Raw genomic sequence first — 22252 nt, 5'->3', positions numbered from 1 at the left:
GTAATAGATATTGGTTTTATAATCAACATCAAAAACGTCAAGCGAGAGTTTTACCAGAATTAAACTTAAGAGTTTGATCCTGGCTCAGATTGAACGCTGGCGGCATGCTTTACACATGCAAGTCGAACGGCAGCACGGGTGCTTGCACCTGGTGGCGAGTGGCGGACGGGTGAGTAATACATCGGAACGTGTCCTAAAGTGGGGGATAACGCATCGAAAGATGTGCTAATACCGCATAATCTCTAAGGAGAAAAGTAGGGGATCGAAAGACCTTATGCTTTTGGAGCGGCCGATGTCTGATTAGCTAGTTGGTAGGGTAATGGCTTACCAAGGCGACGATCAGTAGTTGGTCTGAGAGGACGACCAGCCACACTGGGACTGAGACACGGCCCAGACTCCTACGGGAGGCAGCAGTGGGGAATTTTGGACAATGGGCGCAAGCCTGATCCAGCAATGCCGCGTGAGTGAAGAAGGCCTTCGGGTTGTAAAGCTCTTTTAGTTGAAAAGAAAGAATCGCGATTAATAATCGCGATTTATGACGGTATCAACAGAAAAAGCACCGGCTAACTACGTGCCAGCAGCCGCGGTAATACGTAGGGTGCAAGCGTTAATCGGAATTACTGGGCGTAAAGGGTGCGCAGGCGGTTCTGTAAGTCAGATGTGAAATCCCCGGGCTTAACCTGGGAATTGCGTTTGAAACTGCAGAACTAGAGTGCGGCAGAGGGAGGTGGAATTCCATGTGTAGCAGTGAAATGCGTAGAGATATGGAAGAACATCGATGGCGAAGGCAACCTCCTGGGCTAGCACTGACGCTCATGCACGAAAGCGTGGGGAGCAAACAGGATTAGATACCCTGGTAGTCCACGCCCTAAACTATGTCAACTAGTTGTCGGGCCTTATTGGGCTTGGTAACGTAGCTAACGCGTGAAGTTGACCGCCTGGGGAGTACGGTCGCAAGATTAAAACTCAAAGGAATTGACGGGGACCCGCACAAGCGGTGGATTATGTGGATTAATTCGATGCAACGCGAAAAACCTTACCTACCCTTGACATGTCAGAAAGTTTTCAGAGATGAAATCGTGCTCGAAAGAGAATCTGAACACAGGTGCTGCATGGCTGTCGTCAGCTCGTGTCGTGAGATGTTGGGTTAAGTCCCGCAACGAGCGCAACCCTTGTCATTAATTGCCATCATTTGGTTGGGCACTTTAATGAGACTGCCGGTGATAAACCGGAGGAAGGTGGGGATGACGTCAAGTCCTCATGGCCCTTATGGGTAGGGCTTCACACGTAATACAATGGCGCGTACAGAGAGTTGCCAACTCGCGAGAGGGAGCTAATCTCAGAAAGCGCGTCGTAGTCCGGATCGGAGTCTGCAACTCGACTCCGTGAAGTCGGAATCGCTAGTAATCGCGGATCAGCATGTCGCGGTGAATACGTTCCCGGGTCTTGTACACACCGCCCGTCACACCATGGGAGTGGGTTTCACCAGAAGCAGGTAGTCTAACCGCGAGGAGGGCGCTTGCCACGGTGAGATTCATGACTGGGGTGAAGTCGTAACAAGGTAGCCGTAGGGGAACCTGCGGCTGGATCACCTCCTTTCAAGAGTATCTCATAAGTACTCACAACCTATCGATTGTTAATAGGCAGAGTTAAGAGCCAAAAGCTTGTGCTAGTTTTGATATGTGGAACTTAGACTCATCGAGGGTCTGTAGCTCAGTTGGTTAGAGCACACGCTTGATAAGCGTGGGGTCGGTGGTTCAAGTCCACCCAGACCCACCACAAAAAGGGGGTGTAGCTCAGCTGGGAGAGCACCTGCTTTGCAAGCAGGGGGTCATCGGTTCGATCCCGTTCACCTCCACCAATTTTCTTAATGAGTTCTATCGCTGAGATAGATAAAATTGCCTATTGAAATATTTTTTTTTGTTCTTTAAAAAAGTGGAGAAGTAAAATATTTATTTATGTTAAACAATCATTAAGAATTGATTGTTTTTGTAGATAAATTTGGGTTAGATTGTATCTCTGTAATAAAAAGTAGGAAAAATTCTATAATAAACTATTAAGTTATTAATGTTATAGGATCAAGTGAATAAGTGCATGTGGTGGATGCCTTGGCGATTACAGGCGATGAAGGACGTGGAAGCCTACGAAAAGCTTCGGGGAGCTGGCAAGCAAGCTTTGATCCGGAGATGTCCGAATGGGGAAACCTGGCTCTTGTTTAATTGGCTTTAGAAATTTTTAAATTTAAAGAGTTAATTAAGCAAGAGTCAACTTTAGCTGAATATATAGGCTAATTGTAGCGAACCTGGAGAACTGAAACATCTAAGTAACCAGAGGAAAAGAAATCAACCGAGATTCCCAAAGTAGTGGCGAGCGAAATGGGATCAGCCTTCAATATTTAGTATTTAGATTAGTCGAATTTTCTGGAAAGTTAAACCATAGTGGGTGATAGTCCCGTAGACGAAAATTTAAATATGGAACTAAGATTGAGAAAAGTAAAGCGGGACACGTGAAATCCTGTTTGAAGATGGGGGGACCATCCTCCAAGGCTAAATACTCGTAATCGACCGATAGTGAACCAGTACCGTGAGGGAAAGGCGAAAAGAACCCCGGAAGGGGAGTGAAATAGATCCTGAAACCGCATGCATACAAACAGTGGGAGCTCGTAAGAGTGACTGCGTACCTTTTGTATAATGGGTCAGCGACTTACATTCAGTAGCAAGCTTAACCGAGTAGGGGAAGCGCAGCGAAAGCGAGTCTTAATAGGGCGTTTAGTTGCTGGGTGTAGACCCGAAACCAGATGATCTACTCATGGCCAGGATGAAGCGAGGGTAACACCTCGTGGAGGTCCGAACCCACTAATGTTGAAAAATTAGGGGATGAGCTGTGAGTAGGGGTGAAAGGCTAAACAAATCTGGAAATAGCTGGTTCTCTCCGAAAACTATTTAGGTAGTGCCTCATGTATCACCTTTGGGGGTAGAGCACTGTTATGGCTAGGGGGTCATTGAGACTTACCAAACCATTGCAAACTCCGAATACCAAAGAGTGCGAGCATGGGAGACAGACATCGGGTGCTAACGTCCGGTGTCGAAAGGGAAACAACCCAGACCCTCAGCTAAGGTCCCTAAGACACAATTAAGTGGGAAACGAAGTGGGAAGGCATAGACAGTCAGGAGGTTGGCTTAGAAGCAGCCATCCTTTAAAGAAAGCGTAATAGCTCACTGATCGAGTCGTCCTGCGCGGAAGATGTAACGGGGCTCAAATTGTGCACCGAAGCTAGGGATTTACATTTTATGTAAATGGTAGGAGAGCGTTCCGTAAGCCTGCGAAGGTGGTTTGTAAAGACTGCTGGAGGTATCGGAAGTGCGAATGCTGACATGAGTAGCGATAAAGGGAGTGAAAAACTCCCTCGCCGAAAACCCAAGGTTTCCTGTGCAACGCTAATCGGCGCAGGGTGAGTCGGCCCCTAAGGTGAGGCAGAAATGCGTAACTGATGGGAAACTGGTTAAAATTCCAGTACCTTTATTTAATGCGATGTGGGGACGAAGAAGGTTAGCTCAGCCGGGTGTTGGATGTCCCGGTTCAAGCGTGTAGATGTGTTGCTTAGGCAAATCCGAGCAGCTGAATTGAGACGTGATAACGCAACATTCTTAGGAATGCCAAGTGAGTAATACCATGCTTCCAGGAAAAGCCACTAAGCTTCAGTTAAATGAAGACCGTACCGTAAACCGACACAGGTGGGTAGGATGAAAATTCTAAGGCGCTTGAGAGAACTCAGGAGAAGGAACTCGGCAAAATAGCACCGTAACTTCGGGAAAAGGTGTGCCCTTAGTATGTGTAGCGCTTCGCGCGTGAAGCAGAATAGGGTTGCAATGAAATGGTGGCTGCGACTGTTTAATAAAAACATAGCACTCTGCAAACACGAAAGTGGACGTATAGAGTGTGACGCCTGCCCGGTGCCGGAAGGTTAAATGATGGGGTGCAAGCTCTTGATTGAAGCCCCGGTAAACGGCGGCCGTAACTATAACGGTCCTAAGGTAGCGAAATTCCTTGTCGGGTAAGTTCCGACCTGCACGAATGGCGTAACGATGGCCACACTGTCTCCTCCTGGGACTCAGCGAAGTTGAAATGTTTGTGAAGATGCAATCTCCCCGCGGCTAGACGGAAAGACCCCGTGCACCTTTACTGTAGCTTTACATTGGACTTTGATAACATTTGTGTAGGATAGGTGGGAGGCATTGAAGTGAATTCGCTAGAATTCATGGAGCCAACGTTGAAATACCACCCTGATGTTGTTGAGGTTCTAACCTAGATCCATTATCTGGATTGGGGACCGTGTATGGTAGGCAGTTTGACTGGGGCGGTCTCCTCCCAAATTGTAACGGAGGAGTACGAAGGTACGCTAGGTACGGTCGGAAATCGTGCTGATAGTGCAATGGCAAAAGCGTGCTTAACTGCGAGACTGACAAGTCGAGCAGGTGCGAAAGCAGGTCATAGTGATCCGGTGGTTCTGTATGGAAGGGCCATCGCTCAACGGATAAAAGGTACGCCGGGGATAACAGGCTGATTCCTCCCAAGAGTTCATATCGACGGGGGAGTTTGGCACCTCGATGTCGGCTCATCACATCCTGGGGCTGTAGCCGGTCCCAAGGGTATGGCTGTTCGCCATTTAAAGTGGTACGTGAGCTGGGTTTAAAACGTCGTGAGACAGTTTGGTCCCTATCTGCCGTGGGCGTTGGAAGTTTGAAAGGACCTGCTCCTAGTACGAGAGGACCGGAGTGGACGCACCTCTGGTGTACCGGTTATGACGCCAGTCGTATCGCCGGGTAGCTATGTGCGGACGAGATAACCGCTGAAAGCATCTAAGCGGGAAACTCTCCTTAAGATAAGACTTCCCGAGAGTATAACTCTCCTAAAGGTTCGTCGAAGACTACGACGTTGATAGGTCGGGTGTGGAAGCATAGTAATATGTTAAGCTAACCGATACTAATTGACCGTGAGGCTTGATCCTATAACTTTAATAATTTATGCGTATATAATCTAATCATAATTTTACTTTTCCCATTATGAATAATGTTTATTATGAATAATGTTTAAATAGATATTATTCAATTACAAGTTACGCTTGGCGGCCATAGCACTTTGGACCCACCTCTTCCCATCCCGAACAGAACCGTGAAACGAAGCTGCGCCGATGATAGTGTGCATTCGCATGTGAAAGTAGGTTACCGCCAGGCACTCTATTAAAAGCCTCTCATCAAGATTTTTATTGATGAGAGGCTTTTTTATTTCTGAAAAACTTATTTTGTCGGCTTATCGCCTTCCATCTCCGGCAATCGGCTGATGTCATGACGCTGAACATGCGGTGCGGGCTGGAGCGCGCCAGGCTGAGAATGCTGCCTCGCAAGGCATACAAGCAATCACCCAAAGGCAATACGTGTACTTGCGAAATGCACCGCAAGCCACTTCTTGCTTTGACGTCAGCCACCGTAGATTCAGGTTCTCTTGACTATTTTTTGGGAGTTGCCCTACGCACCACAGTGTTGTGCGGGTGCTTCCATGTAATATCTATCCCATAAATCCTCCCTTCATGGAAGTGTACAATACACTACCCCATCACAAAGTGGGACTAAACAAAGTACTCAGTGCCGCATGTAGTGGGGTTTATCAAAGGTAAAAGTACAATGGCAATGGTGCGGCAATTGGGTAGAGGAAGGAATTTCACGGAAGAAAGTTTCTGGGCTTATGGATATTTTGTATCAACGGTTGGGTTGGACGAGGAGATGGTCAGAACGTACATCCGAGATCAGGAGAAAGAAGATGAACGTTATGATCAGTTAAAATTGGGTGTATAGATGCCGCTTTAGCGGCTCACAAATAGCCCCTTTGAGGGGCTCCAGCGATAAGCCTCCGGCTTTGTTGGAGCATATTTAACTCTATTTATTTTTATTTCTGACTTGCGAGTGTGCCGCTATGAGTGAATTTGACATAAAAAAAGAAGATTGGGAAAGGAGCTTACTTGAGAATCTTGCTTTGGCTTCTTTGCGGGAACAACGCCGCACGCGGTTGTGGGGGATATTCTTTAAGCTGATTACTTTTTTTTATCTTTTTATTTTATTATTTTTTGCACTCGGCTGGATCGAAGATGGAAAAGTACGAATTGCTGAAAAGCATACTGCATTGATTGACTTAAATGGAATAATCACTGCAGATAGCATGAGCAACGCTGATAAAGTGAATGCAAGCCTGCGCTCCGCTTTTCAGGATAAAAACACACAAGGAATAATAGTGCGAATCAACAGCCCTGGCGGAAGCCCGGTTCAAGCAGGCTATATTAACGATGAAATACGGCGCTTGCGCTCCAAATACCCTGATATACCACTCTATGCAGTTGTCGGTGATATTTGCGCTTCGGGTGGTTATTATGTAGCTGCCGCTGCCGATAAAATTTTTGTCGATAAGGCAAGTTTGGTCGGTTCAATCGGCGTCTTGATAGATGGTTTCGGCTTTACTGGCGCTCTGGAGAAATTGGGTGTGGAGCGCCGATTGCTGACAGCAGGAGAAAACAAAAGCTTTCTGGATCCATTTACTCCATTAGATCCTATGCAGAAAGAACATGCTACGCGATTGTTGCGTGAAATACACGAGCAATTCATTCAAGTCGTAAAACAAGGACGAGGCGAGCGATTAAAAGATGCTCCGGAAATATTCAGTGGCATAGTCTGGACAGGACAGAAAAGCATTGACTTAGGACTTGCTGATGAAATGGGCAGTGCCGAATATGTTGCTCGTGAAATTATTCAAGCGGAAACATTAGTTGATTTTACCCCTCATGAAGGCTTATCCGATTTATTTAATAAGCGTTTCGGTCAAATAATCTTCAATACTTTATCCGACTATGCGGTGAGTTTGCGATAAGCAGGTTCTTTCTGCAGAGCAGTTTTTATTTCCAGCAGTCGCTGGTAAATATCTCGGCTAGTGTATGAGTCGTGCCAATTTGCCACGTTGGAAGTAAAAGATTAAACGTTGTTACTAATTTCTGTGAATTTAAACGCGAGTTGAGCGGACGTTTTGCAGGCAAGGGAAAATCGTTGCTAGTGATTGGGTGCAAAGTAGCTGGCTTGGTTTTAAGTGGAATATTATTGCGCTCGGCATTTTCCAGAATAAATTTGGCAAAGCCATACCAAGAAGTGCTGTCCCTTGCAGTCAAGTGATATAAGCCCGAGACTGCGGGATTGTGCTTGATGATTTCGAGCAGCGCGAAGGCCGTTATATCAGCAATCAATTCAGCGCCGGTTGGCGACCCGATTTGATCATCGACAACGGTGAGTTTATCCCGTTGTTGTGCCAAACGAAGAATCGTTTTAATGAAATTGTTTCCATAAGCCGAATACACCCAGCTGGTGCGGAAGATTAAATGTAAACAACCCGAGGCTTGAATATTTTTCTCACCTTCCAGTTTGGTTTTTCCGTATACATTCAGCGGCTCAGTAGCATCAGTCTCTAGAAAAGGCTGGTCACCGTAACCATTGAAAACATAATCGGTTGAATAATGGACTAACCAGGCATTCAGCTGCTTCGCTTCTTGTGCGATGATGCCAGGTGCCAGGGCATTCAACGCATGAGCCGATTCCGGCTCGCTTTCCGCCTTGTCGACAGCGGTATAAGCTGCTGCATTGACGATGATATCGGGCGCGACTTTCCTGATTGTCTGCCTAATACCTTCAGAATTTGTAAGATCACCACAATAATCCAAGCTTGTGGAGCTTAATGCGATTAACTCACCCAAGGGCGCGAGGCTGCGTTGCAACTCCCATCCCACTTGGCCACTTTTGCCAAATAACAAAATTTTCTTCACGGTAAGCCTGCGTAATTCTTATTCCTGATAAACGCCAGTTTGAACATCATCAGCCCATTGTTGGTTGTGGAGATACCAGTGAATAGTTTTGCGGATACCCGTAGCGAATGTTTCAGCTGGTTTCCAATCGAGTTCGCGCTCGATTTTCGTTGCGTTAATGGCGTAACGCCGGTCATGTCCCGGCCGATCTTTGACATACGTAATGAGACTATGAAAATCCCTGTTCGGGTACGATTCCTCTAATAAAGCACAGATCGTTTGCACGATTTCGATATTGGGTTTTTCATTCCAACCGCCTACGTTATAAGTTTCTCCCGGAACACCTGCCTGCAGGACATGGCGGATTGCGCTGCAGTGATCCGTTACGTAGAGCCAGTCGCGGATTTGCTGCCCGTCACCATATACCGGTAAGGGCTTTCCTGCGAGCGCATTGACGATCATTAAAGGAATCAATTTTTCCGGAAATTGAAACGGACCATAGTTATTCGAACAATTTGTGGTTAATACCGGCAATCCGTAGGTGTGATGGTAGGCGCGAACCAAGTGATCGCTGGAAGCTTTACTGGCTGAATAGGGACTATTGGGCTCATAACGGTGTTCTTCGGTAAAAGCAGGTTCATTTTTGCTTAATGAGCCGTAAACTTCGTCGGTTGAGACGTGCAGAAAGCGGAAATCTTGTTTTGCGGCGGAATCCAACTCGCGCCAATAAGCATGCGTTGCTTCCAATAAGCGAAATGTCCCTAGAATATTGGTTTGAATAAATTCTTCCGGACCAAGGATCGAACGATCAACATGGCTTTCGGCCGCCAGGTTGATAATTGCGCGCGGCCGATACTGTGCCAATAATTGCAAAACCAGCTTGCTATCGCCAATATCGCCTTTGACGAAAATATGCCGCGAATCCCGGGATAATGAAGAAAGGTTGTGCAGATTCCCGGCATAAGTCAATTTGTCGAGATTGATGATTCTTTCATCCGATTGCGTCAGCCAATCCAGAACAAAATTACTACCGATGAATCCTGCGCCTCCTGTGACTAAAATCATGCAATTTCTCAGAAGAATAAGTTGGTAATTGTGATCAAAATGAAAATGCCAAACAGTTCTCGAAACATTTTCTTGAGTGTCGATTTACTCGGGATCCCAGACAGGTAAAATCCCCATTTCCCCCGATTTTACTTGAAATTCGCAATCAATGCCGATTTCCGGAACCCATATCAATTCCTCACCGCAAAACAGCAGCGGTTTATTATTACGCTGCCAGGGTGGGATGCAGGCTTCTTGCATGAGGTTTTTCAAGCTTCTGCGCGGCCGGTTGCAAACCGGTGTGTAACGTTCACCACCTTGCCGGGAACGCACGGTAACCGGTCCGGCTAATAATTTTTCCGCGTCGATACCTTGATTCATGACTTGAGTGAAACGGATCGTGCCGCTTAAATGCGGTAGTGCCCAATGCATTTCGCCATGCCATGCGAATTGACCAAAGCTCAGGGGTGACAATTTCTTGGTCAGGATATAAACAGCACCTTTGAAACAGCGGATTTCACTATTGCCAAAAGTGATGTGGAGTTGATTATCCTTGCTTGCTGACAACAGCTGATTGGCAATGTCTTCCAGTTTTGCCGTACTGGGAAGTGCCGCTCCGTGCTGTAACAAAGTGTACCGCAGGAGATTTTTAGCGCGTGCGAAGCTAAGTTTGCGCACGCGATCGATTTGAAGCATGCCGGAAACGAAGCAGTTTTCGCTATCCATTGCCGCCAGTTCATCCAGCAATTGCGATGCTTCGGATAAATGCCGGCTCGTGCGTAGCAGTGTTTTGGGATAATTGGGATAGCGCTTTCTTAGCAATGGCAGTATGTCATGGCGCAGGAAATTTCGATTGAAGGCCGTGTCGTCATTGCTTTCATCGTTAATCCATCGCAAGTTATTTTGCTGCGCATACGCTTCGATTATATGGCGTGGAATTTCCAGCAGCGGCCGCAGTATTTGCGGTGCGCTGGCGGAATTCTGCTTCCGCATAACCGGCATGGCACTCAATCCCCGGATTCCAGCACCACGGAATAATTGCAACAGTAATGTTTCGGCTTGGTCATCGAGGTGTTGCGCCACGGTTATATAATCCGTTTGCATGCGGCTAAACACGCGATATCGTTCTTCCCGCGCAATTGCTTCCAGGCTCATTCCGGTTTCTTTGGTTATGTGCAGATGGGCGATGTAAATGGAGATACCGTAAGCATGACAGAGATTGCAGCAAAACCTGCTCCATTGCGCTGCGTTGCTGCTGATGCCATGATTGACATGCACAGCGGAAAGTGTAAATGGCGCTTGCTTGGCTAGTACATTGAGGATATCCAGTAACACGACTGAATCGATGCCTCCGCTCAGCGCAATCGTCAGATGATCGCCCGGTTTGATATGGGCGAGCAGTACTTCCTTGGCGTTATCAAGCAGACTATTCGATTTTGACTTCCTTGAATGAGCCATAGGCCATCAGCCGATCCAGACGTTTTTCCAGAAGCGCTTCGATTGAATGATCCTGAAGTTTGCGTAGCGATTCTTTCAGCACGGTTTTAACCGATTGCATGATGGCGGGATAATCGCGGTGCGCGCCGCCAATGGGCTCGGTAATGATGCTGTCGATCAGATTCATGGCTTTCAAACGATCAGCGGTAATGCCCATGATCTCGGCAGCTTCCGGCGCCTTATCGGCGCTTTTCCATAAAATCGAGGCGCAACCTTCCGGCGATATGACGGAATAAGTGGCGTATTGCAACATATGGATCATGTCGCCCACGGCGACAGCCAAGGCACCGCCGGAGCCGCCTTCGCCAATGATGACGCAGATGACGGGAATTCTTAATTCCGCCAGGACATAGAGATTTCTGCCGATGGCTTCCGACTGACCGCGTTCTTCCGCATCAATACCGGGATATGCTCCGGGTGTATCGATAAAAGTAATTAGAGGGATCGAGAATTTTTCCGCCAGGCGCATTAAGCGCAGCGCTTTGCGATAACCTTCCGGTTTCGGCATGCCGAAGTTGCGATAAATTTTTTCCCGTGTGTCACGGCCTTTTTGATGACCGATTACCATCACGGTTTGTCCGTTAAACCGCGCCAGACCGCCGACAATGGCATGATCATCGGAGAAATTCCGGTCGCCGTGTAATTCTTCGAAATGGGTAAATAAATGTTCGATGTAATCCAGTGTATACGGGCGCTGTGGGTGACGGGCGACTTGCGAGATTTGCCAAGGTGTCAGTTTGGCGTATACATTTTTCGTCAGCGACTGGCTTTTTGCTTGCAGGCGTGCAATTTCTGCAGAAATATCCAAAGCCGAATCATCCTGCGCAAAGCGTAATTCTTCAATTTTTGATTCAAATTCTGCAATATTTTGCTCAAATTCCAGAAAAGTGATTTTCATGTGGGTTAAGCTATAATCCGAAAGATGAAATGATACAGGATTTACAGCCCGATCGGCACGGCTCAGTGAGTCAAGCGGATGGTTTATTACGCGATGAACGAACAGGATCTTTTCCTGTGCTGAAGCAGCCGGCTGCAAGAAATAGTTGAGGATATCGTATGAATAGACGTATTTTTTTGCAGCGGATGGGTGTATCCACTGTGTTTCCCGCCATTCCGTTTATTTTTCCGGTGCAACTCGTTGCAAGCGGTGTCAATTCGGCGGCAATCGCGCCACTCAATAAGCCGAAAGAAGCTTGGCGCGGATTGATAACACCGGAGGCCTACCGGATTTTGTTTGAGGAAGATACCGAAGAAGCCGGAAGCAGTGAGTTAAATGCTGAAACGCGCGAAGGAATCTATATTTGTGCAGCATGTTATTTGCCGCTGTTTGAGAGCCAATATAAATACGAAAGCGGGAGCGGATGGCCCAGTTTTACCCAACCCATTTCCGGACATGTTGGCACCAGACCCGACTATCAGCTCATTTTTCTGCGCACGGAATATCACTGTGCGCGTTGCGGCGGGCACCAAGGACATGTTTTTAAAGATGGTCCGCCACCGAGAGGTGAGCGCTGGTGCAATAACGGCTTGGCACTGAAATTTGTACCGCAGACCGATTCGTTACCGGCGCTTAGGGGTTGACGGTAAATTATATCCGCTGATTATTTGAAAAAAGTTTGAGGGGGATTGAAACATTAACAAAGTAAAAATTATTTCCTTGGGTGGTATGACGCCGAAGGTTTTTTTGCGAGATTACTGGCAGAAGCGTCCCTTGCTGGTGAGAAATGCATTACCGGGCTTCAATGGCTTATTAACTCGTGACGAATTGATGGCACTGGCGTGTAATGAAGATGCGGAATCGCGCCTGGTAACTCAAAGAAATGGTAAATGGCAGCTCAAGCATGGTCCGCTGGATAGCGCCGATTTGGCGAGGTTGCCCAAAAGGAATTGGACCTTGCTGGTGCAGGATGTCAATCACTTTCTTTCTTCGGCACGTGATTTATTAACACAATTCCGCTTTATACCGCACGCCCGGTTGGATGATTTGATGGTCAGCTATGCGCCTAAAGGTGGTGGGATCGGGCCGCACTTTGATTCCTACGATGTGTTTTTGCTGCAGGGAATGGGTTCCAGGCGCTGGCAGATATCCGCACAGCTGGATGATGAGTTTATTGCGGATGCGCCGCTTAGGATCTTGAAGAATTTTCAAGCGGAGCAGGAATGGGTGTTAGAGCCTGGCGATATGCTTTATTTGCCACCCAAGTATGCGCATAACGGTATTGCCGTGGATGACTGTATGACATATTCCATCGGTTTTCGCGCCCCTAGTCACCAGGAATTGATAACGCAATTTCTTGTTCATTTGCAGGATAATATGGTGACGGACGGCTGGTATTCCGATCCCGACTTGCAGATGCAGTCTCATCCCGCAAGAATTAGTGTGGCTATGCAATCACAAGTTAACTCGATATTGAAGAAAATAAAATGGGATCGGAAAGATATCCAGGATTTTCTGGGAATTTATCTGTCGGAACCCAAGTCGCATGTTTTTTTTGAACAACCGGTGAAGTCATCAGCAATGCGCGCTTTTCTGAAGAAGATTAAGGAAAGCGGGGTGCAGCTCGATTTAAAAAGCAGGATCTTAAGCAGTAATAATAAATTTTATATCAATGGTGAAATTTTTGAGGTTCGTTCCGCCACCGCATATAAAACATTACTCAATCTGGCTGATAATCACCAATTACCGCCAACACCCGATATAGATCAAGAAACCGGAGAGATTCTTTATCAATGGTATGTCAATGGATACATCAAAAATTGGGCGTAGTAGATTGCTTATTTTGTGTCGATTTTTAATCAGTTCTTTTCTGTATGGAAATTAATAATCTTGTTGAATTGAATGAACAATGCGGCCCGGAGTGTGCCGGAATTATTGAATCAGTATTTGTATAATCTTGTCAGTTCGATTATGCTAGCGCGTGTAAATCAAAACGAAGGACATGGGAGATTAAATTGTTTAGATTTTCACTTGTAGTAATAGCTTTTGCTGTATTGGTATTGAGTGCTTGTGAGGGTAAGAAAAGTCTTGATGGCTATCCTATGGATAAGCCGCCTCCCTCAGCTTATACACCAAGAGATTCTGAACCTCAAGAATTAAAATAAACGGGTAAGCAAGTAGCAGAATTATCGCTATAATCATAATATTATTGCGATGATCATCTAAATTGCTCAGAAGCAACTCTTATAAGCCACAAGTTCTCGGAGTCAGAGAATTTGTGGTTTCTGATTGATAATCAAAAAAGATTTACCGAATGTTGCTGGTGATTTTTGTGCATCAATCATAATCTCTGGTTTCCATTTTCTTATCGGAATACTTAAATAACATGAAGATGGATTTTCAGAAAACAGGAGATCATTTAGATATTATTTTTATCCGGATGATTTAAACCTGAATAGCAGTTACGGATCAATTGACTTTCAGCCAGAATGCGTGCTTGAAGGGCTAATCATATTCGTTATATACTGCGCGCTTTAATTTTAAGAACTTTTTATAAGGAAAATCACATGAAATATACTCTTCTGGTTGTATTTTTACTCGCTTTAACGTTATCCGCATGTGGCAAACCTAGCCAAGCATTGCCTGAGACCGAGAAAGCAAACTATGATAAAGTTATGAGCGGTGGAGAACCGGACGTTAAAAAGAAATAATTTTTCTGTTTGAAGAAATAAAAAACCGCCTTTGAAGGCGGTTTTTTATTAATAAGCTTGCTTGTGCTCTTGCTATTTAAGCTGCTCATGTAATGGCTTCAGGATGCGGCTGGCGGTTGATGCGCTTACGTCAGTTCCATCATCATTCTGTAAACTGACGGTACTGGTGTTTGTGCCGGTATTATGTACCTGGATACGGTATTTTGCCGCTTGTGCACTGTCCTTGTCGCTGCTGCGCCAGAACATAATGTTTGAGAGAATGCCTTCGTCATCTCCCTTTTTCTTTCTGTCCGCGTCAGGACTAACATAACGCACGAAATAAATTCCCTGTTCCCGATTGCGATCTTCGACGGTGAAACCGATTCGATCGAGCGCTAAACCCACTCGCCGCCATGAACGGTCAAATGCTTCGTTGACTACCAGCGAAGTGCCTTCTTTATTGATAAATGCACGTTCCTGTGCGGAGCTTCTGCCCGTGGTTAATTCCAGTTTGGCCTTTTGTTCCTCAACGCCAAAGCGCATCATCAAACGCGATAACATTTCGGCTTCCAGATTAGGATCAGCTGGACGCGGCTGCCAGATGGAGCGATTAAGGCTACCGCCTTCCAGAACCTCGATCATACCGCGGTGGCTGATATAGACTTCGGTGCTTCCGGTTTCGTTGCGTTCCAGGCGGGTACGGAATTTATCCCGCTCGGCGGTTGAATAAATGCTGTCGAGGAAAGTGGAAAGAAAAGTACGGATGATATCTTGCGGGATTTTGGCCCGGTTTTCCGCCCAATCGGTTTCCATGATGCCTGCTTCAGGAACCTCTACTTTGATCAGGAATCCGAGCTCTTGCCAAAATTCCTTAATTACCGGCCACACGACTTCAGGCGGCTGAGGTATGACCAGCCAACGCTGTGTTCCGGAACGTTCGATGTGCACATTTTGAATCGATGCCGGTACTAAGGAAGCCGTGGCACTTTTTTGTTGTCCGCCGCGTTCGCTGTTGTAACTGGAAAAAGTTGTACTACCGGAAGAACCATCCGGTATTGCATAACGCTCATCGATCGCAGGCTGGATGAGATCAGGCGGTATTTCCAGAGGCGGCAATTTCCCCGCCGACTTGTAATCAATGGTTTTGGTATCCGGAAACAGGTCGATCATTTTGCAACCTGTGTTTGTCAGTGAAAGCGTCAATACTAGGGACGGTATGGCTACTTTCCGCCAGTGCATTTTTGACATCTTACCTCTTATTTTGGATATTGGCCGATTGCATCGCTTCACGCAGCAATTGGTGATACTGGCTGGATAAGGGCGTAAGCGGCAGGCGGATTCCAGAGCTGATTAAACCCATTTCTGCAACAGCCCATTTCACTGGGATAGGGTTGGCTTCGACAAACAGATCGATGTGTAAACGCAGGAGCTTGCTATTGAGTGCTCGCGCGGTATTGAGGTCGCCGGCGAACGCTGCGGCGCACATATCATGCATCATGCGAGGCGCTACGTTGGCCGTGACTGAAATGATGCCGTGCCCACCTAACAGCAGAAAGGCTAATGCGCTGACATCGTCTCCGCTATAAATGGAAAAACCGGACGGTGCGCGCTGTAACAAATCGGAACCACGCCCGATATCGCCCGTTGCGTCCTTGATGCCGATAATATTCGGGATCTGCGCCAAGCGTAACGCCGTGTTGTTATGGATATCGGCTACGGTTCTTCCCGGGACGTTATACAAGATATGCGGGATATCAACGGCTTCGGCGATTGCTTTGAAATGTCGATACAACCCTTCCTGCGTCGGTTTGTTGTAGTAAGGTGCAACCGAGAGGCACGCATCAACACCGGCATTCTTAGCATAAATCGATAAATCGATAGCTTCGCGTGTTGAGTTGGCGCCCGTGCCGGCAATCACCGGTATGCGTCCGGCCACGTGATCGACTGCGGTACGCATCAGCAGATGATGCTCATCAAAATCCACAGTCGGGGATTCACCGGTAGTGCCGACGACCACGACACCATCGGTGCCCTGGTCTATGTGAAAATCAAGCAGAGTGCGGAAGCGATCCAGATCCAATCCGCCCTCTTCATCCATGGGTGTAACGATAGCAACCAAGCTACCTTTAAACATAACAATCTACCCGGTAAAAAGAATACATTTTACCCGAATCTCAAGCTGATTAAGTAGATTCACCATGTCTCCCGGGCTATTTTTTCCAGCTGCCCGTTTCCAGTTGCATTGCGGAATTCATTCACATCATCCTACTATTCCGTTACACGCGTGAAACTGATCTGGTCATCCTGGTAATCGACTTTAATGGTATCTTTGGCAACAAATTTTCCTTCCAGAATCTCTTTGGCTAGCGGATTTTCAATTTGCGTCTGGATCGCACGTTTTAAAGGACGGGCTCCAAACACCGGATCAAAGCCCGCTTGAGAAATAGCCGACAATGCCGCATCGCTGACATCGAGACGCATGTCAAGTTTGGCCAATCGCGCTTCGAGGTTATGCAATTGTATTCTGGCGATGGACCGAATATTTTTCTGATCCAAGGCGTGGAACACGACCACCTCGTCAATACGATTGATGAATTCGGGCCGGAAGTATGTTTTTACCTCGCCCATCACAGCGTCTTTGATGACTTGATACGAATTGCCGGCCATTTCCTGAATCATTTGCGATCCAAGATTGGAAGTCATGACAATCACGGTATTTTTGAAATCGACGGTGCGGCCCTGGCCGTCGGTCATGCGCCCATCGTCGAGAACTTGCAGCAAAACGTTAAAGACATCCGGATGCGCTTTTTCCACTTCATCCAGCAAGATAACGGCGTAAGGTTTCCGCCGCACCAGCTCAGTCAAGTAGCCGCCTTCTTCATAACCGACATAACCCGGTGGTGCGCCGATCAGACGCGCAACCGAATGTTTTTCCATGAATTCGGACATGTCGACGCGAATTAAATGTTCTTCCGAGTCGAACAGGAAACCGGCCAGTGCTTTGCATAACTCTGTTTTGCCGACGCCGGTCGGTCCCAGGAACAGGAAAGAGCCATACGGCCGGTTCGGATCGGACAGACCGGCGCGGGAGCGGCGGATGGCGTCGGACACCAGACGTACCGCTTCATCCTGGCCGACAACCCGCTCATGCAGCTTTTGTTCCATCAGCAGCAGTTTTTCCCGCTCGCCCTGCATCATTTTCGAGACCGGAATACCGGTCGCACGGGATACCACTTCGGCGATTTCTTCCGCACCGACTTGCGTGCGTAATAATTTGGGTGTGGCTACTGTGCTGGCTTCAGCGCTGTTGGCTTGTTGCAGTTGCGCTTCCAGTTGCGGCAGACGGCCGTACTGCAGTTCCGAGACTTTTTGCCAATCGCCTTTACGCGTAGCGGTCTCGATTTCCAGCTTGATTTTCTCCATTTCTTCCTTGACTTGCTTGGAGCCTTGCACCTGGAATTTTTCGGTTTTCCAGATTTCTTCTAAATCGGCGTACTCGCGTTCTTTCTCTTTGATTTCATCCTCGAGCAATTGCAGGCGCTTTTGCGATGCCTCATCTTTCTCTTTCTTGATCGCTTCGCGTTCGATTTTCAATTGGATCAAACGCCGATCCAGTTTATCCAGTGCTTCGGGTTTGGAATCTATTTCCATTTTGATCCGGGCTGCGGCTTCGTCGATTAGATCGATTGCTTTGTCCGGCAGAAAACGGTCGGTGATATAGCGATTGGATAATTCCGCAGCCGCGACGATGGCCGGATCGGTGATGTCCACGCCATGATGCACTTCGTATTTCTCCTGTAAGCCGCGCAGGATTGCAATGGTGGCTTCCACGGTCGGTTCTTCCACCAGCACTTTTTGGAAACGCCGTTCCAGCGCAGCGTCTTTCTCAATATATTTACGGTATTCGTCGAGAGTGGTCGCGCCGACGCAGTGTAATTCACCGCGCGCCAATGCCGGTTTCAGCATATTGCCGGCGTCCATTGCGCCTTCCGCTTTACCGGCACCCACCATGGTATGCAACTCGTCGATGAAAACAATGGTTTTTCCTTCATCCTGCGAGAGTTCTTTCAGTACCGATTTGAGACGCTCTTCAAATTCGCCGCGATACTTGGCACCGGCCAGTAGGGCGGCCATATCCAGAGAGAGAACGCGTTTGTCTTTCAGGCTTTCCGGCACTTCCCCGTTGACAATACGCTGCGCCAAGCCTTCGACGATGGCAGTTTTACCCACGCCCGGTTCACCGATCAGCACCGGATTATTTTTGGTACGCCGCTGCAGCACTTGTATCGCGCGGCGGATTTCATCGTCGCGTCCGATGACCGGATCCAGTTTGCCTTGGCGCGCCCGTTCGGTGAGATCCAGAGTGTATTTTTTCAATGCTTCACGGCTGCTTTCAGCTTCCGCGCTGCTGACTTGTTCACCGCCGCGGATGGTATTGATGGCGCGCTCCAGCGCCGCGGCATTGGCACCATGTTGTTTCAGCAGTGCGCCAATATCGCCTTTGTCTTGCAGCAGCGCAAGCAGGAACATTTCCGACGCGATGAATTGGTCGTTGCGTTTTTGCGCTTCCTTATCCGCCAGATTGAGCAGATTATTCAAGGTGCGGGAAATGTTGACCTCCCCGCCGGTATTTTCCACTTTCGGCAAGCGTTGCACGCTTTGCTTGACGCTTTCCAGCAACGGCGCCGTGTTAACACCGGAGCGTTGCAGTAAAGAGAGCGTGCTGCCGTCTTCCTGTTGCAGCAATGCCAGCAGCAGATGTTGCGGTTCGATGGCTGGATTATCCTGGCCGACCGCGATACTCTGCGCATCTGCGAACGCTTGTTGGAATTTGGTCGTGAGTTTGTCGAAACGCATGAAATTCTCCCGTGGTAGGTTATTGCTGCCTACGTGGGGGGAGAGGGGTGAAATTTCAAGAGCCGGCTATTTTGCCGAACGGATAGCGCGGACTTTGTTTTTTTGTAGCACCGGGCTGGCAAGTATCGATTCGATTTCTGCCGCGGCAACCGGCTTGCTGAAATAATAGCCTTGATAGTGATTACATTGCTGCGCAATCAAGAGATCGAGCTGCTCCTCGGTTTCTATGCCTTCTGCAGTAACATCCATTTCCAGGCTGTGTGCCATTGCAATGATGGTGGCGACAATGGCACGGTCGCTGCGGTCGGTTGCGATATCGCGCACAAAGGTGCGGTCGATTTTGAGGGTATGAATCGGGAAGCGCTTCAGATAACTGAGGCTGGAATACCCGGTGCCGAAATCGTCAATAGAAATGCGGATACCCATGGCATTGAGCTGATTCAGCGTTTCCGCGACTTTTTCGATGTTATCGACCAGCATGCTTTCGGTGATTTCCAGCGTGATGTACTTTGCTGCGACACCGGTTTCTTGCAAAATCCGGGCAATGTTATTGATCAATTCCTTGTCGCGGAATTGCCGCGCCGATAGATTTATGGCGACCTTCGGTACGTGATAGCCCTGCGCTTGCCAGACTTTGATTTGCTCGCACACTGTTTTTAACACCCATTCGCCGATCGGAATAATTAAACCGGTTTCTTCCGCCAAGTTGATAAATTTATCCGGGGTGATCAGTTTATGCTCGGGGTGCCGCCAGCGCAGCAGCGCTTCAACACCATGCAGCTGACGATCCGGCATGTCCATGATCGGCTGGTAAAATAAAACCAGCTCATTGCGTTCCAGCGCGTAGCGTAAATCGAGACCGAGTGTATGTCTTTCGTGAGCGGATTTATTGAGCTCATCGGTAAAAAACTGGTAATTGTTGCGGCCGTTCTCTTTGGCGTGATACATGGCAACATCGCCGTTTTTTAACAGTGTTTCGGCATTTATGCCGTCTTCCGGGAAAACCGCGATACCGATGCTGCCGCAAATATGTAATTCATTCTTATGAATATAATAAGGTCGCATCAGTGCATCGAGAATCTTTTGCGCCACTTTGGCCGCATCCAGAGATTCTGCAATGGAATTGAGTACCACGATAAATTCGTCCCCTCCTTGGCGGGCGACGGTATCTTCACTGCGCACGCAAGTCAGCAATCTCTCTGCGACCGCTTGCAACAGCAGATCGCCGATATCGTGACCGAGTGAATCGTTGATCGTTTTGAAATGATCCAGATCGATAAAGAGCACCGCCATATGCTTCTGGCTGCGCGCATCATGAATCAGCGTCTGTTCGATACGGTCTTGCAGCAAATGCCGGTTGGGCAGCCCGGTTAATGCATCATGCGTGGTCATTTCGATGATGCGCTTTTCTGCTTCTTTGCGTTCGAACCAACGGCCCAGATCATGCGCAATCGTATCGGTAAGATGCTGCTCGTAAGGTAAGGCAAATGGAAAATCCTGCGTGTAGGATACTTTTAATTCCCCGCATATTTGTCCATTGACAATAATCGGAGCGCTCAGGCTATTCGGAAGATGATCTTGAAATCCGGTGGTAGCGGATTGTTTGCCTCCAAGAATAATCGAAGCGACGGCTATATCCGGGAACTGCAACGCTTGCGTTAACGATTTCAATACGTGCTGACAGGTTATTTCACTATCTTGATCCCATTCCAGATAATTGCGCACCTGATACAGGCAATTGCTTTCCTTGAGCCGTTCGTTCAGATCAAGATCCTTTTGCTTGTGTGCGGTAACGTCTACCCGTACGGAAAGGTAACGATCGATTTTTCCGTTCGCATTGGTAAGCGGCACTATCGTTGAATCGACCCAATAGAGTTTGCCCGATTTATTGCGGTTACAGATTTCCTGATGCCAGGTTTGGCCTTTTGAAATCGTTGCCCACATTTCGGTGAAAAACGACTGGGGATGCGTGCATGAATTCAGAATGCGATGATTTTGACCGATCAATTCTGCTGGCGTATAGCCGCTGATTTCACAAAATTTCTCATTGACTTGAATGATCTTGCCTTTACGATCCGTGATTGAAATTAACGTAAGCTTGCCGATGGCATTCAAGTATGCGGTCAGCTCCGCTGAAATTTTCTCAGCGTTGTTTTTTGCTTGTATCAATCCCTTATGTGCTCTGATCGAAGCATTCTTCGATTTTATTGTTTTGTGAATGAGCGGTCTGGTCAACCAATAAACCATTGTCATACCGGCAAAGACAAGCAAAATCAGATAAAACGAAATCTTTTTTAACTGATACGGAAGATCACCGTACAATTCTTCTTCATCCATCTTGAGCACTGCGCCCAAGCCATAGGCAACGGGCGAGTGGGCTGCTACGACGTTAATTTGCCGGTAATCCTTGGTGAATTGAATGCCGTGTTGTCCTGCCAACGCAAAATGTACCGGCAACGGCTTGCCGTGCATGATGCGCTGCATGCGTTTCAATTGATTTCCATCCGTTGTGCGCAGGAAGCAATTTACCTCACGATTGCTTCCTTTGGCCGCTGCGCACAGGAGGAAGTCGCCTGTTCGGCCGATCAAGGCAGTCTCTGCGAAGATCTCCGTGAGATCCGGTATGAGTTCTTCGGTGACGACCCGGCCAATGAAATGATTCCTGTCATTCAGAATCTGCAGGGTGTTACGAATAATGAACTGCTTCTCCCATAATAATACCGAGAGAATATCGGGTTCCGTATTCAGTTCGATACCTGGACTCGAGTGACCGGAATTGATACCGGCATCCACGATGAGATTATTTTGGGCATCATAGATCCTAATGCCGACAAGACCGGTATTCAGTACTTTCCTCGCACCCTGCCATAGTTCGGAAATGTCTGCAGCATTGGATTCAGCGGAATAAATTTTTTCCAGGCTTTGGGACAGATTGATATTTTCAGAGACTGTCCGGGTATTGGATAGGGAGTGTGAAATCCGATTCTCGATCAGCTTGACGGTATTTTCTAACGCGATTCTGAGCCCTGAGGTGACCGTAGCCTCCGTTTGCGGTTGTATGACCCTGTAACCAAAGAAACCTGCTGCCAGGATAAGGATACTCAGCGTCAGTCCGCTGACAACACGGATCTTCTTGTCATCCTGATTGATAAAAAAACGAAACATTGTTTGATTTGTTGGTGGCCAGTAGGTGAGTTTTACGCGTAAGGCATACATTATCGGTAATTGAATAATAGACTTAAGCGCTGTTTAGGAGGCTTTTTTCCCCTTATTCTCAGTATGATGAAAGTGTGTAAATTGAGGGGTTATGTTTGGGAAAGCTCTGAAAAACTACTGCACTCGGCCGTGCTGCGTTGAAATCAGGTTCAAGAATGCTCATTTTTACCACTCATA

12 protein-coding genes, 2 tRNA genes, 3 rRNA genes and 1 pseudogene are annotated in these 22252 nt (G+C 47.6%); 10 read left to right on the top strand and 8 right to left on the bottom strand.

All coding sequences use genetic code 11. From position 1 onward, the window contains the following. Positions 1-58 precede the first annotated feature (58 nt). From HRU78_12430 to HRU78_12400, 7 genes and pseudogenes are all read left to right on the top strand, one after another. Positions 59-1600 (top strand): 16S ribosomal RNA (locus HRU78_12430). A 102-nt stretch (positions 1601-1702) separates the two neighbouring features. Then, positions 1703-1779, top strand: a tRNA-Ile gene (locus tag HRU78_12425). 6 nt (positions 1780-1785) lie between these two features. After that, a tRNA-Ala gene (locus HRU78_12420) sits at positions 1786-1861 on the top strand. 208 nt (positions 1862-2069) lie between these two features. After that, positions 2070-5017, top strand: a 23S ribosomal RNA gene (locus HRU78_12415). Positions 5018-5121: 104 nt separating this feature from the next. After that, positions 5122-5234: ribosomal RNA gene (gene rrf, locus HRU78_12410) — 5S ribosomal RNA — on the top strand. Together the 16S, 23S and 5S rRNA genes with 2 tRNA genes alongside form the textbook arrangement of a ribosomal RNA operon. Before the next feature lie 399 nt (positions 5235-5633). Further along, positions 5634-5852, top strand: a pseudogene (locus tag HRU78_12405) (transposase). 118 nt (positions 5853-5970) lie between these two features. Next, positions 5971-6915 carry a S49 family peptidase gene (locus tag HRU78_12400; protein QOJ24347.1) on the top strand — a complete coding sequence of 315 codons (945 nt, stop codon included), beginning with the start codon at positions 5971-5973 and terminating at the stop codon, positions 6913-6915. Positions 6916-6940: 25 nt separating this feature from the next. Here HRU78_12400 and rfbD read toward each other — a convergent pair whose 3' ends face one another. The 4 genes from rfbD to HRU78_12380 form a co-directional block, all read right to left on the bottom strand. Next, entirely contained in the window at positions 6941-7855 is a 915-nt protein-coding gene (rfbD, locus tag HRU78_12395; protein ID QOJ24346.1) for a dTDP-4-dehydrorhamnose reductase, read from the bottom strand. A gap of 18 nt (positions 7856-7873) precedes the next feature. Beyond that, positions 7874-8899, bottom strand: a complete 1026-nt coding sequence (gene rfbB, locus HRU78_12390; GenBank protein QOJ24345.1) for a dTDP-glucose 4,6-dehydratase — start codon at positions 8897-8899, stop codon at positions 7874-7876. A gap of 84 nt (positions 8900-8983) precedes the next feature. Continuing rightward, positions 8984-10336: a tRNA lysidine(34) synthetase TilS gene (gene tilS, locus HRU78_12385; GenBank protein ID QOJ24344.1), complete on the bottom strand. Its 1353-nt coding sequence runs from the start codon at positions 10334-10336 to the stop codon at positions 8984-8986. Continuing rightward, positions 10305-11273 carry an acetyl-CoA carboxylase carboxyltransferase subunit alpha gene (locus HRU78_12380; GenBank protein ID QOJ24343.1) on the bottom strand — a complete coding sequence of 323 codons (969 nt, stop codon included), beginning with the start codon at positions 11271-11273 and terminating at the stop codon, positions 10305-10307. Before HRU78_12380 ends, tilS begins: the two co-directional genes overlap by 32 nt. Before the next feature lie 158 nt (positions 11274-11431). On the opposite strand from HRU78_12380, the gene msrB reads away from it, so the two are divergent. The 3 genes from msrB (at position 11432) to HRU78_12365 (ending at position 14023) form a co-directional block, all read left to right on the top strand. Beyond that, positions 11432-11956 carry a peptide-methionine (R)-S-oxide reductase MsrB gene (msrB, locus tag HRU78_12375; GenBank protein QOJ24342.1) on the top strand — a complete coding sequence of 175 codons (525 nt, stop codon included), beginning with the start codon at positions 11432-11434 and terminating at the stop codon, positions 11954-11956. Positions 11957-12041: 85 nt separating this feature from the next. Beyond that, complete coding sequence (locus HRU78_12370; protein QOJ24341.1) at positions 12042-13142, top strand: cupin domain-containing protein; 1101 nt, start codon at positions 12042-12044, stop codon at positions 13140-13142. Positions 13143-13879: 737 nt separating this feature from the next. Next, complete coding sequence (locus HRU78_12365; GenBank protein QOJ24340.1) at positions 13880-14023, top strand: hypothetical protein; 144 nt, start codon at positions 13880-13882, stop codon at positions 14021-14023. 72 nt (positions 14024-14095) lie between these two features. On the opposite strand, the gene bamC is transcribed toward HRU78_12365, so the two are convergent. The 4 genes from bamC to HRU78_12345 form a co-directional block, all read right to left on the bottom strand. Further along, complete coding sequence (bamC, locus tag HRU78_12360) at positions 14096-15241, bottom strand: outer membrane protein assembly factor BamC (protein QOJ25047.1); 1146 nt, start codon at positions 15239-15241, stop codon at positions 14096-14098. A gap of 10 nt (positions 15242-15251) precedes the next feature. Continuing rightward, the gene (locus tag HRU78_12355) at positions 15252-16136 is read right to left on the bottom strand and encodes a 4-hydroxy-tetrahydrodipicolinate synthase (GenBank protein ID QOJ24339.1); all 885 of its coding nucleotides are present in this window, start codon (positions 16134-16136) and stop codon (positions 15252-15254) included. A gap of 134 nt (positions 16137-16270) precedes the next feature. Beyond that, positions 16271-18859, bottom strand: coding sequence for an ATP-dependent chaperone ClpB (gene clpB, locus HRU78_12350; protein ID QOJ24338.1), 2589 nt, complete (start codon positions 18857-18859; stop codon positions 16271-16273). 66 nt (positions 18860-18925) lie between these two features. Next, a complete protein-coding gene (locus HRU78_12345; protein QOJ24337.1) occupies positions 18926-22024 on the bottom strand; it encodes an EAL domain-containing protein in 3099 nt (1032 codons plus the stop codon). Between the last annotated feature and the right edge of the window lie 228 nt (positions 22025-22252).

The sequence above is a fragment of the Gammaproteobacteria bacterium genome (assembly GCA_015709635.1).
Classification (GTDB): domain Bacteria; phylum Pseudomonadota; class Gammaproteobacteria; order Burkholderiales; family Nitrosomonadaceae; genus Nitrosomonas.
This window is presented reverse-complemented; position numbering and strand designations above follow the sequence as displayed.